Raw genomic sequence first — 15701 nt, 5'->3', positions numbered from 1 at the left:
GTCACTCCCCCTTAGCAAGCTGACTATAAATCACTTAAATTAAATGGTGGATTATCAAGAACATTATCCCCTGCACAATCGGCCGGTGTTGTTGGAGCGGCCGGTTCTTGAGGCGTTACAGGAGGTTTACAATATCCTGAAACACAATCCCCAAATGTAGGCACTGAATAACAACGCTTAGCACATGTCAGTGAATTATTCGGATCATTGATGCGAATTAAGTAACATTGACGAACGTATTCAATTCGACAAAATTCCTTCGACACACATGATTGATTTGGAACTTTTGAACAAAGAACTTGTTCAAAGTCATTATTTATGTGATCTTGGCATGTATTAGTTGAACCGTTACAACACAGAGATGAACAGTCAAAGTCTGAGTTACAACTTTCACCAGTCGGTTGGTTTCCTGTTGAATCGTAATCATCACTACACTGACCGACAATCGATCTTGAATAACAACGATTATTAAAACAACACTCTCCAGAGCCACATTCACGGTTTCCATTACAAGACTTTAGAGAATTGTAATCATAACCATCTTGAGCTCCTAGGCCCGATTTTAGAAGTTGAAGTTTAATATCTTTTGTAACTGCAATTTGAACCTCTGAACCATTCTCCATTGTGAAAAGTTCAATTGTTCCAGTTACATTACAACTTGAAATTGTCTCACCAGTTGTCGCATTATAATTTTTGGCACGAATATTACAACCATCCATATACTTTGTATCACCTGCTGAGTTAAGTGTTTGAACTGAGCGATTAGAAAATGGTGAATCTGATCCTAAGTATTGAATCCCCGTTGTTTGATAATTAATCTTTCCGGCCCTTGGAAACATATATGACTGCATACCTGCTGCCACATTAGAAAATGAACTTGCTCCGGCCAAAGGTGCTTTAAAAACACCACTAGGTACAGATCCTTGTTGATAAATTGCGGCGCCTTTAATCTCCCATTCATCTTCATTGAAGATACGATATGGACCACGATACTCATATTGATTTCCACCAAGAGTTAAAGTCGTACCAATATTTGCGGGATGATTTACACCAAATAAGCTTTGAAACATCGAACTGTCATTACGATCAGGAAGACACTTTAAAAGATTATTTGATAGAGGCTCACCTGAAAGTAAATTTCCATCAATATCAATTTGTTCATAAGTTGGAATATTAGTTCTCTCTACAATTTCTCCATCGACATTTTCTTCACGCCAAAGAGTTTGATCACCAACACCAGCATATGCATAGAGACAAACATCCCCTGCTTGATCACAATATGGATGGCTAATAGAAGGTGTAAAAGTAGGATCATCTTCTAAACGAAGGCCGCGACAGTAAAGTCCAGCATTTGTTGGATCAGTTATAACATCCTCAGCTGTATCACTATCGTAGTCATTATAGTCAAAGAGACTATATAGAAGACGAATATCAGAAAATTTTCTAGCTGCCATATCAAAAGTAATGACATTAATAGTAGAATATTGAGTGATCCCTTCCCCAGGAACTTGACCAACAACACCATCTAATTCAATTGGTGTGCGCTCACGTCCAAAGTAGAAGCGACCTTTAATAACACGATTTTTAAGTGAAGAAATATTTAGCCCTGTAAGATGAAGCTTTCCTCTAAAGTCCTTTGGTATTGAAACTTTCTTTTTAAAAGAGCCTGTATTTGGATCAATAATTTGCGTAATCTCAACGGCCGTATCTTCAGGAATATTTGTGATGACCTCAGTATCTCCATCAGTGGCATTATTTCCACCAGAAGACCCATTATTGCCACTTCCATCACCTATTGAATCAGTTGGTGAGTCAAGACTCGCTCTTCTTGAACGAGGCTGCTCCATGCATGAAGCAAAGAGAGTAAGCATTAATAGAAATGTAATCGTTTTTTTCATCATCACTTTGGCCTTAAGTACCTTTTGTAAGTTGATAGTCTTCCCTCAACTTATCGAGTTAACTGACAATTAAGTTAACCCTAAGTAAATATTAACCTTTAACGTGAAAAAACTGCCTAAAATCAGTTAACCTACTGAAATTACGAAATGTAACGTAGAAGCCCCTGCCAACGAGAGCAGGCGTCGAAAAACACCAATATTCAGATACTTATGCTTTATTGAAGAGGGCGACAACAAGGCCGGCCATAACATCCTGGACAAGAGTCAAAATCAGACAAGAAATGTAGAGAATTCCCATTGGAATTCCTGTTCCTGGAGCATAATTTGTAACGATAGTGCCAACACCAGAGATAATCATCGTAAGAACAAAGTAAATTGCGTACGTACCACCAAGACTTGATACCTTTGTCTTTGTGATCTTAAAATTCGATTCACCTTCTTGATCAAAGAGAATCGCAACCATTGGCAGGGCCATGTAGAAATACATGACATAAAGGCCGGGAATAACAAACAGAGCAAAACCTAAAACAGTTAATAAGCTCATTAAAAAACCAAAGAAGACATATGTCGGTATATCCCATAAGACTTTCTTAATCTTAAAGTCTAGGCCATTGAGAGCAAAGAAGAAGAAATTCAAAATTAAAACAGATTGAAAAACAGCACCGAGAACATTGACGATGGCCGCTTCAATGATCTTCATATCAGTTGCCATATCCCCTAAGTTAGCATTGTATATAGCATATGCTTTTAAAAGAAATGAGAAGACAAAGAGAATAGAATAAGGGCCAAGACGCTCTTTCATTATACTAATAGCATCATACATTGCTTCAATGATTCCATATTGGCTTGATGTTACTGTTTCTATTTCTGAGTTATCTTGCATATCCATTGCATACTCCAAATGCTTCTTTATTCGTCGTCAATATATTCGAACGTACGTTTTGCGTGATTCTTTCTCACACCAGGGACTTTAAATAATTGTCCATGAAAAGAGATATAAATGCCAGCATCTACTATTTTAGCAGCATAAAGACTTTCTGTAACATTTTGAAAGGCATCACTATCAACAAAGCCCATCGGCTTCATTGCACCGGTAAAAATAATTGGAACATTTAGCTCTTTTGCTCCGTCTAATGCTTCATAAACGAACTTTGCAGACTTTGCCATAGTATCTGTACCATGAAGGATTATAAGAGGAATATTTTTCTCGAGTTGAGACTTAATCGTTTTTAGAAGAACTTGGCGATCGTAATCGGTAAAATAAAGAGAGTCTTTATTGATGATATTCATGATGTGAAGCTTCGTATATGGAAGCCTAAGGCGATCGATAATAGTTTGTCGAATGAATGAATCACGATTCTTAAGTGAGCCATCACTTTCACTATATGATTTCTCAATGGTACCACCAGTTGAAATCAGCTGAATATTTTGAACATGGTTATCCATGAACTACCCTTTTTAAAGAATTCTAATAATGAACTTAGTTATACATTGTTTTATCAGTGATTTTAAGATCTTATGTAATTTTTTTGGCCAATACCCTTGACGCCTATAAAAAGCATACCATGTTATAGCTGTAAGACACTTATCTATTTGATTATTAATATAAGGAGTACAAATGACTAACCGCACAGGACAAATTTCCGTAGCTACAAGTGACATTTTCCCAATTATCAAAAAATGGCTTTACTCTGAGCATGATATCTTCATTCGTGAGCTCATTGCCAATGGAAGTGACGCCATTACAAAGCGTGCTGAACTTGGCCGCCAAAAAGGATTAGAAATTCCAGCAGGAAAGATAGCAGTTGCTGTTGATAAAGAAGCAAAGACGATTACTGTTACTGATAATGGGATCGGAATGACTGAAGAAGAAGTTGAAAAGTACATTGCTCAACTTGCCTTCTCAGGTGCAGAAGAATTTATCAAAAAAATGGAAGATGCTGGTGGTGAATCAAATAAAGACATCATTGGAAAGTTTGGACTTGGATTCTACTCGGCATTTATGGTTGCAGGAAAAGTAGAAGTTGACTCTCTATCAATGAATGAAGGAGCAACGGCAACGAAATGGACCTGTGAAGGTGACACAGAATATACTTTCTCAGACTCTGATAAGAAAGAAGTTGGGACAACAATCACTCTTCACATCAATGAAGACTCAGAGGAATTCTTAAATAAGTGGAAACTAAATGAAACTCTTTCTAATCACTGTGATTTCATGCCTTATGAAATCTCACTTCGTGACGTAAACGAAAAGATTGAAGACGGCGAAGACAAGGGTAAAGATGTTGAGCCAATTATCGTAAATGATACTAATCCAATTTGGAAGCGTGATCCAAAAGAATTAACAGATGAAGACTACAAAGGTCTTTACCGTAAACTCTTTCCAATGGACGGCGAGCCACTTTTTTGGATTCACCTAAATGTTGATCACCCATTTACTTTAAATGGTATTTTATTCTTCCCAAAATATAATCCAATGAAGCCAGTTGGTGATAAGAATATTCGCCTTTACTGCCGTCAGGTATTTGTATCTGATAACGTAAAGAATATCATCCCTGAATTCCTAGGACTTCTTAAAGGTGCTATTGACTCACACGATATCCCACTTAACGTTTCACGTTCATCTCTTCAAGGTGATCCAAACGTAAGAAAGATTTCAAATTACATTGTGAAAAAAGTTGCGGAGGCCCTAAAAGTACTAAATAAGAAAGACCGTGAAAAGTACGAGAGCATCTGGGAAGATATCGGACTCTTCGTTAAGTACGGATGTGTTTCTGATGAGAAGTTTGACAAGATCATGCGTGAGCGTGCCCTATTTAAAACAAATGAAGGCAAGTTTGTTACTCTTAATGAGTATCTTGAATCTGTTCCAGCTGACTATGCTGAAAAGATGAAAGGAAAAGTACTCTACTTTGAAAAAGAGAATGCTAATCAATCATTACTAGCACAGCTTAAGGAAGTTGGATTAACTGCACTTGAAACAGATAATCATATTGATCCACACTTTATTCAACACTCAGAAATGAAGAAATTCAAAAAAGGTGAAGAAGAAGTTGAGATCAAATTTGTAAGTGTTGATAGTGAAATTGAAAACCTACTTGCAAGTGAAGCAACTTCTGAAGACGATATTAAAGTTAAAGAGATGTTTGCGAAATTCCTTGATATCAAACTTGAAGAAAAAGAAGGTGAAGCACCAAGTGATCGTGGCCTTGAGATTGGTCGCATTGCAAGTGCCACAACTCCAGCTTATTTCAAGGTTGATGAATCAATGAAGCGCTTTGCTCAAATGACTCAGTCAATGGGTGGAGGACAACAATTCCCAATCAAGAAAACACTCGTTGTTAATGCAACAAACCCACTTGTTCAAAGTGCGTATAAACTTCACACAAGTGGTAAGAATGAAGAACTTGCTAAGAAGTTATGTGTTCACGTACAAGACCTTGCAGGTATCTCAAGTGAGGGCCTAAAACCAGAAGAGCGTGATTCATTTGTAAAACGATCACAAGACCTCATTAGTGAACTATCAAGTCAACTAAGTCAGTAAATGTCGACTAAGGCTTTTGCCTAAAATCGATAGGCATACCTTCCTGGAAATAAAAAAAGGCCAGCTTCATAGCTGGCCTTTTTATATATTCCTTTTATTTCTAATTACTAAAAAGCTGCGTTCTTCTCATCGAACTTTCTTGCAAATGTTTCAATTGAGACAACATTTGTTTTCTCATCCATACCATCAGCATGATTGAATCCAACATTTTTGTTATGTGCGCTCAGTTTATTTCCATTTGTATGAGAGCGTTTTTCGTATGTACGAGAGTTCTCTTCTCTTTCAAGCTCTTCTTTACATGCAATACAACAAGTTGCAATTGGACGAGCGTGTAATCTTCTCATTGAGATATTGTCACCACACTCTTCACATTCACCAAAGGTTCCTGCTGCGATTTTATCAAGTGCGCGGTTTACTTTATTTAGAAGAAATTTATCCCTTCCCATTAGTTTTAATTTTAGTTGAGCATCTCTCTCATTAGAAGTTTGGTCGATGATGTCACCACTGGCCTGATTAGTTAAAACTTGCTCGACACTTCCTGTTGAATTGACCAGTTGATTTTTAAGATTAATAAAAAGATTTTTGAAATGTTCTTTTTGTTCAATGTTCATAGTATCTCCATCCAATCTAAAAATAAGTAGTCCATCACGTCTTAACTAAAGCTTTCTTCCTGAGAACTTTAGAGAGATTCCTTTCTCTGCCAATGTATAATGCAACGGCCATGCCAAGTTTTTGTCTTAGTAATCTAGAAATTTAGTCATATTTATGTAAGATTTGGTGTCATTCTGGCGTATTTGGGCCTGATTCGCCCCTGTCATAACGCACCACTAGGTAATTTTAATTGAGATTAGACGGTTTTATCGTCTTTGGAGATAATAAGGCGCTCATCATCGATCATTTGAGTGAATACGGCCATAACGTCACGATGGGCCTCAAAAGCATGAGATTTTGTGACCTTCTTATCGATGTAGAATTCAACATCTTGGCGAATACTCTTTGGCAGCTTAGCAAGAATTGCGCTACGAACCTCTTCATCTTCTACCTTAAGAGCATTTCCAAAACTTTCTGTTTTAACTTCTCTTAGAAATTCACTTAGCATTTTTGGAGTTATATAAAGAAGATCTTTAAGACGATACATATTGGCCTTAAGTTTTTGGGCCAATTGAGCATCCATTCGAGAAAGGTTACCTATAAGAGTATCCTTCTCTTCCTTATTCATTAAAGAGATGGCCTCAAGAATTGACTTAAATCCACTCTCCTTCTTATTCGACATAAGGATTATCCTTCATAAGATGGTTCTTAACGTAATCTTCAACACCCTCATCTACAATGCGAAAGTCGAAGTTAGGAAGAATTCCTCTAAACTTCTCCATATCAGCTTGAGTATAGTATTGGTATTGCTTACGTAGGTGCATAGGCATATCGATGAATTCGACTTTTGGTTCTAGGCCCATTGCCTTGAATGTTGCATTTACAAGATTTAAGAAACTATCGGCCCTTCCAGTTCCAATATTATAAATTCCAGAATGCTTGGCCATTTCTTTATCTGATAATTCAATCATAGCATCGACAACATCTTTGACATAAACGAAGTCACGAAGTTGTTTACCATCTTCATAGCCATCTTTATGAGACTTAAATAGTTTTACCTGGCCTGTCTCATTTATTTGTCCAAATGCCTTGTGAACTAGAGAGCGCATTTCTTCTTTATGATATTCATTAGGGCCATATACATTAAAGAACTTTAAACCAAACCAGTGCTTTGGCTTAGTCTCCTGCTTTAAGGCCCATTCATCAAATAGCTGCTTTGAATAACCATAAGGATTTAGTGGCCTAAGCTTACCGATTTCTTCCTCTTTATCTTCATAACCAAGTTCACCATCACCATAAGTGGCAGCGCTTGAAGCGTAGATAAATGGGATTCCTAGATCACTGGCCAATTCAAAATAGTACTTTGAATGGCCAACATTATTAACCATAAGATAGTCCATATCCATCTCAGTCGTCGATGAGCATGCTCCCATGTGATAAATGAAAGAAATCGACTTATGTACTTCTTCTAAAGCGATATCAAAGAATTCATCGGCATGGAAATACTCAGCGTATTTAAGTCCCCTTAAGTTCTTCCACTTATCTTTGTGATCAAAACGATCAACAATAATAATATCTTCACGGCCTTTTTCATTTAGTTTGGCAACTAAGACACTTCCAATAAATCCGGCACCACCTGTAACTAAGATCATGCCTCACCTTCTTTCGTTTCTAATCTGGCCAGCCCTGTAATGCTTATCCCACACATAGTAAGAAGTGCGAGTAATTTATAGCTATCAAGTTTTACATAGAGGTTATGATAAGTTCTAAGTTTTTCTTCAAGAACTTGATATTCTTCATCAGTGTGAGTGTAATTAGATTTAGCAATATTTGTATCTCTGATACCAGGAGATAATGTCGTCGTATAAACAATTGCTAGAACTAAAGTTGAAGCCGCCAGAACTTTAAGTATGATCGTTGCTTTTGATCCTTTCTTCTTATAAAGAATTGTAAAAAAGATAAGAGCAATGGCAAAGATCATCTCGATTATATTAAATGATGTAAATATAATCCCACCTAACGTTCCCGCTTCTTTAAGAGAGCTCACATTTCGAAAAATATTTGGAGCGGCGATAAAGTCAATAAATGCTGTGGCAAAAAACCATGCTAAGCAAATACCAAAAATTAAACTTAATAAGACGTGTTTCTTTTTCATTAATGATTTCATAGAGAAATCATACCGATTATTTCATGTGATGACGAGCAAGATATGGGTGCACGATTAACGCAACGGCCAAAATTCCCGCTTCAAAGAGAACAACAAGCGGTGCCCATAACCCCATCATTGTAATAACATCTGGAGGAGTTAGCATTGCTGAGACAAGAGCAAAGCCCACATAGACATAGCGTCGCATCTTTGCCAAAGATTGCTTTGTTACAATTCCCATAAAGCCTAGAATAAGCATTACATTTGGAAGTTGAAATATAAGACCTAAGAACACTAATACCTTACTAGAAAGGACCAGATAGTCTTTAAGTGCAATTGTTGCTTCAACATTTTGAACACCAAAGCTCATGAGAGTTTGGAAAGTTAAAGGAAAAACAATGAAGTAACCAAAAGATACACCAAGTGCAAAAAGAAAGAGACCAATAACGATAAAGGGCTTTACGGCCTTTTTCTCATGATCATAAAGGCCTGGTGCTATAAATTTCCAAACTTGATAGAACCAAAGTGGGCATGAAAGAATCACACTTGAATAGAAAGCAACTTGAAATTGAGAAAGAACTTTATCAAGAAGGCCTAAATAGACAACCTTTCCACCAGTGTCACCACCTAAAGCTTCTCTTAGGGGTGCTAGTAGGATTTCTTGAATTAAGTCTCCATAGGCATAACAAGCGACAAAGGCGGCCATAATAATAATTAATATCTTTACCAATGCGCTACGTAATTCTTCTAAATGGTCGATCAAACCCATTTCTTTCAAAACTTACCCTAGTTTTTAATTTAGTCTTAAAGTAAAATAATTATACTGTATTAATTTAACATAACAAACGCGAATGAAATACTTTTTAATTATCACTCTATTTTTCATATTTATGCCAGCACAAGCAAGTGCTCAGACAATTCTTCTTTGCCTTGGTAAAGAAGAAAGCTTCTATGCAAAGAAACACTACACTGGCCCAAAGTATCATCTAAATCAAATTATGATTAATGAGATTTCATCTGTTGGTAATCCAGAGTTAGCAGCAGGAAATTACAAGAAATATTGTACCCATCCAGAACAGAGCCCTTCTTTAAAACTTTTAAAAGCAATGACTTTAGGAAAGAAAGGACTTTTTAACTTTAAAGAAGATGAGGGTGATGCAGGCGTGCAATTTGCCATGGTAACCTATGACGAATTTAGAAAGAAATCCATCAAAGTTCTTATGCAATATATGTCAAAGATTCAAATGCAAGCAGCAAGCGCTGATTGCCTGACAAAGAATATTCCAGGCCTTACTCAATTCTATTCTCGGTTTCGCTATTTGGAAGAAGAGATTGATTCAATTGCATTAAAAGGTTCAAAAGAAGACCTTCTACGTCTTTATGACTCACTTGAAAATATAGATCAGATCTTAAAGAAGTGCCAAAAGAAGCCAGCGAAAGCTGTTAAATAAAAAATAAACTAATCGTCTTATCTTTTTGGGCCAAGAAGTCTTTTAACTTTGAAGATGACTCACTTTCCTCATCTCCAACAACATAGAGATGATTTCCAACTAATCCTTCGACATCAATATCATTTAACTTATCCGTAAAAGGAAAGAGATCTTCTCTAAGAAAATCAACGGGCCTCTTTCCTGCTACTTTTTCTTTTTTCATATTTAAAAAAGTAACTTCTGGAATCTTACGTTCGCTGCCTTGTCCTTTAAGCATTGGCCTAATATCAACAGCACAACTACCACAACCTCCACCTGCTTTCGTTAAGTTTGTGATAGTGAGTAAGTCCTTTGCACCATTAGATATTAAGTTTTGTACTTCATTACGAGTAATTCCAAAACAGCGACAAAGAATTTCACTTGTATCAATAACAAGCCCTTGATTTGGATTAAAGTACATTAGAACTTCTTTATAGAAATCAAATAATTCGACTTTAAATCTCTCATCGTTTTGAAGGTAGCTTAGGATAACTTCACTTAGGGAAGATTTATTTTGTTGGACACTAGATAAGAGATCACCAAGATAATTCTTGAGTTCATCATTTTCGGTATCAATAAAGAATTCGCGAACCTGATTAAATTTCGAAAACCTTAATTCAATTAAGCAAGGCCTTTTAGTTCTTAAATCAGGTGCGATAAGTGAAGTATTCATTTATTAAGGATGAACCTCATCACTTCTTAATGTTAAGACTTCAAAACCAGAATCTGTAACTAAAATTGTATGTTCAAATTGTGCCGATAATTTCTTATCACGTGTGATTACAGTCCAGCCATCTTTGAGAGTTTTACAGTCTTTAACACCCATATTAATCATAGGCTCAATTGTAAAAGTCATCCCCGGCTTCATCTCTGCGCCCTTTCCACGTTTTCCAACGTGAACAACTTGAGGATCTTCGTGGAATTCTCTACCGATTCCATGGCCACAATAATCTTCAACTACTGAATAACCGTGATCGTGAGCTATTTCCATAATGGCCGCACCGATGTCACCAATATGACCACCTGGGCGAACTTGCTTAATTCCTTCAATTGTACATTGGTATGTAATGTCAACTAGCTTCTTAGCTTCTTCACTTACATTACCTACAAGGAATGTTTTATTTGTGTCACCGTGAAATTTATTTAAATACGTTGTTACATCAATATTTAAAATATCACCGTCTTTTAATACATCTTTCTTATTTGGGATTCCATGACAGATAACTTCATTAAGAGAAGTACAAACAGACTTTGGAAACCCGTGGTAATTTAATGGAGATGGGTACGCACCATTTTTTATAATATATTCATGACAAAGATCATTTAACTCTTCAGTACTTACACCAGGTTTAATAAATTGTTCGATATATTCTAAAGTCGAAGAAGCTAGCTTCGACGTTGCTCTCATAAGCTCAATTTCACGCTTTGATTTAATTGAAATCATTATTTATCCTCTATTGTAAGTCCTTAAATATACATCCTTTTAACATAGAAAATACTTGGAAAGAATAGATACTACAAAAATTTTACAATCGGGAGGACATGTAGCGTTAAAAATGGCATAAATAAGCTGATTCAAGTTAACGTAAGTTAGGGAAATTATTACATGAATAATATTTTAACTACCATTTTTCTAAGTTTAGTCATCCTTCTAACTTCTCAGGTTCATGCTGAGCAGAATATGAAGTCCACAATCATGGCCCTCCATGAAATTGACGACAAGGTAAATCAGACAACATTTAACAAGTCTGGTGCATATGAAAAATTAGCGCAATATCAGAAGATTAATGAGCAAGCAAAGAAGCTAGAGGCCATAGCAAGACAATATGCGAATACTCTCCATAAAAGAGCTGTAAATAATCTTCCAATAAAGGGCGAAGATCTCTCGATTATGAGGGCCCTTATGAACTCAACTATCCTCTTATTAGAGAAGACGAGTTTATTTACAAATACATTCAAAACATCATCTAAAGTTAATGAAGTCGCGACTGCCCAACAACGACTAGCAAGTCTAATCGTTAAAATTAATTATGTTAAATTATACCGATCAGCAGTTGAGATCTTCTTTAAGAATAACGAGGTAAAGAAAGTTGCGGTTGAAATTTTTAATATGATCAATAATCCAAAACAGAAAGCTGTTATGGAGAAGTTCTCAGAGATTCCACAAACAGATCAATTTGCACAAAGCCTGCAATTTGAAGCTAATCGTTTTGTGGATAATCACTACTACTATTTGAAGTTACTTAATCCGACAGTAACAAAGGCCGTCGTAATATTAGAACAACACAATATTGAGCAAACGATACTAGGAAGAGCAATCCCAAAATTAAAGCTTCAAAATGTTGGAACATGGTTTGTTGAAATCTGGAATCGAACAACAAACTTTGTATCAGGTCTTTTTGGAAACTTTGTTGGAGCAATTCGCTTTCGTCATGGTTACATGAAAAACCATCAAGTTGCCGTTAATGAACTTTATAAAATTTTAAGACCCCTTGATATTATTGCTGAAAAAACACCTTTTGCGGCAACAGACTTTTTCATTCCAGGACACTTTGGTCACATTGCCATCTATTTAGGAACTGAAGAACAATTAAAACAATACGGTTTATGGGATGCACCTCTTGTTCGCAAGTATCATCACCTTATCCGCCAAGGAAAAACAATTGTTGAATCGATTCGTCCAGGAAGCCGTATGGTTTCACTAGAGGACTTTCTAGAAATCGATGAGATTACAATAATTCGCGACCGAAACATTCTTAATGATAAATGGCAAGCAAGAATGACTGCTGAAGTAGCACTTGAGCAGCTATGGAAAGAATATGACTTTAATTTTGATATCTCAACATTAGATAAGGTTGTATGTTCAGAAGTTCCATACCATGCATTTGGTTATAAGAGATGGCCAACAAGCTATGTTCTGGGACGTCATACTATTTCACCAGATGAAATCATTCAAAATGCTTTTACAAAAGGCTCTGGTGTCGATTTTATTTTATCACTTAAGGCAAAACGTGATCGTAGATTAAATCTTGTCTCTAAAGTTGAAATGGCTTCAAATCTTGATATCGATTACAATGCGCAAGAGGACCTTTTCACGAAAAAAGAAAAGAAATGTCGAACAGTTACGACATATCGCCATGCGAATAATCGTGCATCTCGTTACCATAGACGATGCACCACATATGATAAGCCTCTAATCTACAACGACCTGTAGTAAAGTAGTAAAAAACTTGCTAAATTAGAGGCATGACATACTATCTCTATCGGCCAGAAATATCGAGTTACCAAGGTGAAAGCTTTCGTATAAATGAAAGAGATGCCCTTAGTAAACTAGGGATAAAGTACGTCGACACAAGTATAGAGATACCTGATGGAAAGAAAGTTATCGTTATTTCCACAAGCTACACAAAGAATGAAGAAATTGTAGAATCTCTTTCTCATGCAAATATCTCACTTTGGATTCACCCAAACTCTGGATATGATAATTTCAGTTATAAATTCATTAAAGAAGCTCAGTTTCCAATTATTCTAGGAAATGAAATAAGAGCAAATGCCGTGGCCCAATTTTACATACAATCCCTGTTAAATCATCTCGGTAAGATTCCGATTACAAAAGAATGGGATGAATCGAGGCGGTTTCGACGAAACCTCTTAAACGAAAAGAATGTTCTAATAATTGGAAAAGGACCTATTGGCAGTAAAGTCGGCCACACGCTTGAAACACTGGGAAGTAGAGTCAATTACTACGATCCATACCAAGATAAGTCGCATAACAAAAAATACTTCGCGCAGGCTTTAAAGACTACAGATATCCTTATTATGGCCTGTTCTTTAAATGAAAGCTCTCATCACATAATTAATGAAGAAGTATTCTCTCTTTTAAAAGAAGAGATCATTATAATGAATGCCGCAAGAGGAAAGCTTATTGACGCAGATCAACTTAATGATTTTCTAACTAAAAATCGTAAGGCCTTTGCCATCATAGATGTATTTGAGAAAGAACCAATCGAGTTTGCTACTTTTAAACATCTTTCTAATATAAAGCTTAGCTCTCATATTGCAGGTGTTTACAATGGAATAAATGAAGCAATAATTAATTTTGAAAAAAATATTATAAGAGAATTCATGCAAGATAACACTCTCAGTAAGTACGAGAATGCTCAAATGAAGAATCGATTAAAAGGAAATCTCTTAATTTAAATAGGAATAACGATATGAGTAACAAAGAAAATTTACTAAACGACTACCTTTGTCCTCCCGGCTTTGGCGTTTTTACCGTCAATACTGCAAAAGAAAGAAAAGATAAGCTCACTCAATCCTTATACCAAAGTACAGAAACTTCGGAAATTGAGAAAAAGTGGAGACAAAGTTTAGAATCTCTTTCACAAAAAGATGGATGTGCTATTTTAGGTGTCGCATCTGATTGTGGTGGCGGAATTCAAAGAGGTGCAAATTGGGGACCATTATTTTTAAGAAATACACTCTTAGAAGATCATCAAGAAGTCTACAAGGCATGTTTTGATCTTGGTGATATCAGAGTTATTCCCCACCTACTTCACGATAAATATCTTAATGACGAAACAATTAAGAGTGCTCAAAATGCACTCTATAAAGGCAAAGAATTAAGTGTATCACCTTTAAGTATTGCAAAAGCAAGTGTTGATGAAGTCTTTAAATTCAATCAAAACCTTAAGCTTTTTAGTATTGGTGGTGACCACTCAGTAAGTTTCCCTCTTGTTAAGGCATGGATAACAAACCGTCGCTCACTTGGTAAAAAAGTTGGCCTAATTCATTTTGATGCCCATACAGACTTATTACGTGAAAGACTTGGTATTGATTATTGTTTTGGTTCATGGCTTACACATGTACTGGATGACCTAGAAAGCCCTTCTCACTGTTACCAATACGGTATTCGTTCAACTGGTAAAACAAAAGAGCATTGGGAAAAAGAATTTGGAATCAACCAATACTGGGCAAAAGATGTGAAAGAAATAGGAGCAAAAGAGCTTGCTCTTAAATCAATCAAAGAATTACAAGAACAAGGCATCGAAGAAATATATATTAGCTTTGATATTGATGCTCTTGATGAGAGCGTAGCAAGTGCGACAGGAACTCCAGAGCCTGAAGGTCTTATGCCTCATGAATGTGCTATAATGATCAAAGAGTTTACTAATGCATTTTCATTAACAGGTGCTGATATGGTTGAAATTGCTCCACTTGTTGGGCTAAGCGAACAAGGATCCAAAACAACATTAGAGGTTGGTGCCGCAATGAGTGCTCTTATGATTGAGGCCATGACGAATGCCAATAATTGAGTTTCCACCAGTCGATATAGCAGATGAACAGGGTCTTCTTGCCATCGGAGGAGACCTTCATCACGACTCTCTACTGCTTGCCTATCAAAGTGGTATTTTCCCTTGGCCAATTTCTGAAGAATATCCCCTTGCTTGGTTCTCACCACCGCAAAGAGGAGTTATCTTACTAGAAAACATACGATTTAATCGTAGTTTAAAAAAGTTTGTAAAAAAATGTAATTGGAAGATAAGTTTTAACCAAGACTTTTTGGGAGTTATCAAAGAATGTCAAAAAGTACATGCCAAATCAAATGATGGAACATGGATAACAGATGAAATTATTGATGGTTATTACAACTTCTACCACCAAGGTCTTGCTTATAGCGTAGAAGTAAAAAACGAAAATGGCGACTTGATAGGAGGACTCTACGGAGTGAAAATTGGACATTTCCTAAGTGGTGAGTCCATGTTTTTTAAAGAGACAAATGCTTCAAAGCTTGCACTCCTAGGTATCTTAAGTATTCTTATTGAAGAAGGCATACCATTTTTAGACACTCAAATGGTTACACCTATTACAGAATCATTTGGAGCAACTGAGATTCCTCGAATAGATTTCATAAAGGCGATCACACCCTTATTTAACAAAGGTACTTTAAATCTTCCAACAACATCAATAAAAGCAAGTGATATAGCTATTAAGCTTTCTTTTTAGTATTAATAAATAATGCTAATCTTTTTAAAAATATTAAGATACGAGAC

At 36.2% G+C, this 15701-nt stretch carries 16 protein-coding genes; 6 read left to right on the top strand and 10 right to left on the bottom strand.

What is annotated here, in order from left to right:
- Positions 1-23 precede the first annotated feature (23 nt).
- The 3 genes from ACMAZI_RS06950 to ACMAZI_RS06940 all read right to left on the bottom strand — a co-directional run bounded on the left by ACMAZI_RS06950 (position 24) and on the right by ACMAZI_RS06940 (position 3344).
- Positions 24-1901, bottom strand: coding sequence for a hypothetical protein (locus tag ACMAZI_RS06950; RefSeq protein WP_412473487.1), 1878 nt, complete (start codon positions 1899-1901; stop codon positions 24-26).
- 205 nt (positions 1902-2106) lie between these two features.
- Positions 2107-2787: a hypothetical protein gene (locus tag ACMAZI_RS06945; protein WP_115363294.1), complete on the bottom strand. Its 681-nt coding sequence runs from the start codon at positions 2785-2787 to the stop codon at positions 2107-2109.
- 20 nt (positions 2788-2807) lie between these two features.
- Positions 2808-3344, bottom strand: a complete 537-nt coding sequence (locus ACMAZI_RS06940) for an asparaginase domain-containing protein (protein WP_120405001.1) — start codon at positions 3342-3344, stop codon at positions 2808-2810.
- 172 nt (positions 3345-3516) lie between these two features.
- Here ACMAZI_RS06940 and htpG point away from each other — a divergent pair, with 172 nt between their 5' ends.
- Positions 3517-5442 carry a molecular chaperone HtpG gene (gene htpG / locus ACMAZI_RS06935; RefSeq protein ID WP_412473488.1) on the top strand — a complete coding sequence of 642 codons (1926 nt, stop codon included), beginning with the start codon at positions 3517-3519 and terminating at the stop codon, positions 5440-5442.
- 107 nt (positions 5443-5549) lie between these two features.
- Here the strand turns inward: htpG and ACMAZI_RS06930 are convergent, their stop codons facing one another.
- The 5 genes from ACMAZI_RS06930 to tatC form a co-directional block, all read right to left on the bottom strand.
- On the bottom strand, positions 5550-6053 hold the full coding sequence (locus tag ACMAZI_RS06930; RefSeq protein ID WP_120405005.1) for a TraR/DksA family transcriptional regulator: 504 nt from the start codon (positions 6051-6053) through the stop codon (positions 5550-5552).
- A 236-nt stretch (positions 6054-6289) separates the two neighbouring features.
- Positions 6290-6715 (bottom strand): FliG C-terminal domain-containing protein, encoded by a 426-nt coding sequence (locus tag ACMAZI_RS06925; protein ID WP_412473489.1) that lies wholly within the window; start codon positions 6713-6715, stop codon positions 6290-6292.
- Entirely contained in the window at positions 6705-7685 is a 981-nt protein-coding gene (gene rfaD / locus ACMAZI_RS06920; RefSeq protein ID WP_120405007.1) for an ADP-glyceromanno-heptose 6-epimerase, read from the bottom strand. The genes ACMAZI_RS06925 and rfaD overlap by 11 nt, the downstream gene beginning before the upstream one ends.
- Positions 7682-8200 (bottom strand): DUF4149 domain-containing protein, encoded by a 519-nt coding sequence (locus tag ACMAZI_RS06915; protein WP_120405008.1) that lies wholly within the window; start codon positions 8198-8200, stop codon positions 7682-7684. The genes rfaD and ACMAZI_RS06915 overlap by 4 nt, the downstream gene beginning before the upstream one ends.
- Before the next feature lie 16 nt (positions 8201-8216).
- Entirely contained in the window at positions 8217-8948 is a 732-nt protein-coding gene (tatC, locus tag ACMAZI_RS06910; RefSeq protein WP_233500283.1) for a twin-arginine translocase subunit TatC, read from the bottom strand.
- Positions 8949-9030: 82 nt separating this feature from the next.
- Here tatC and ACMAZI_RS06905 point away from each other — a divergent pair, with 82 nt between their 5' ends.
- Entirely contained in the window at positions 9031-9630 is a 600-nt protein-coding gene (locus ACMAZI_RS06905; RefSeq protein WP_412473490.1) for a hypothetical protein, read from the top strand.
- On the opposite strand, the gene ACMAZI_RS06900 is transcribed toward ACMAZI_RS06905, so the two are convergent.
- Positions 9623-10321 (bottom strand): (2Fe-2S)-binding protein, encoded by a 699-nt coding sequence (locus tag ACMAZI_RS06900; protein WP_412473491.1) that lies wholly within the window; start codon positions 10319-10321, stop codon positions 9623-9625. The genes ACMAZI_RS06905 and ACMAZI_RS06900 overlap by 8 nt on opposite strands.
- Before the next feature lie 3 nt (positions 10322-10324).
- The gene (map, locus tag ACMAZI_RS06895; protein WP_115363315.1) at positions 10325-11095 is read right to left on the bottom strand and encodes a type I methionyl aminopeptidase; all 771 of its coding nucleotides are present in this window, start codon (positions 11093-11095) and stop codon (positions 10325-10327) included.
- Between the two features lie 159 nt (positions 11096-11254).
- On the opposite strand from map, the gene ACMAZI_RS06890 reads away from it, so the two are divergent.
- The 4 genes from ACMAZI_RS06890 to aat are packed head-to-tail and all read left to right on the top strand — an operon-like array spanning position 11255 to position 15654.
- Entirely contained in the window at positions 11255-12862 is a 1608-nt protein-coding gene (locus ACMAZI_RS06890) for a YiiX/YebB-like N1pC/P60 family cysteine hydrolase (RefSeq protein ID WP_412473492.1), read from the top strand.
- 32 nt (positions 12863-12894) lie between these two features.
- Entirely contained in the window at positions 12895-13848 is a 954-nt protein-coding gene (locus ACMAZI_RS06885; RefSeq protein ID WP_412473493.1) for an NAD(P)-dependent oxidoreductase, read from the top strand.
- 14 nt (positions 13849-13862) lie between these two features.
- Positions 13863-14963 (top strand): arginase family protein, encoded by a 1101-nt coding sequence (locus tag ACMAZI_RS06880; RefSeq protein WP_412473494.1) that lies wholly within the window; start codon positions 13863-13865, stop codon positions 14961-14963.
- Complete coding sequence (gene aat, locus ACMAZI_RS06875) at positions 14950-15654, top strand: leucyl/phenylalanyl-tRNA--protein transferase (RefSeq protein ID WP_115363323.1); 705 nt, start codon at positions 14950-14952, stop codon at positions 15652-15654. The genes ACMAZI_RS06880 and aat overlap by 14 nt, the downstream gene beginning before the upstream one ends.
- Positions 15655-15701 lie beyond the last annotated feature (47 nt).

The organism is Halobacteriovorax sp. YZS-3-1 (genome assembly GCF_047084945.1).
In the GTDB taxonomy this organism is placed as follows: domain Bacteria; phylum Bdellovibrionota; class Bacteriovoracia; order Bacteriovoracales; family Bacteriovoracaceae; genus Halobacteriovorax_A; species Halobacteriovorax_A vibrionivorans.
This window is presented reverse-complemented; position numbering and strand designations above follow the sequence as displayed.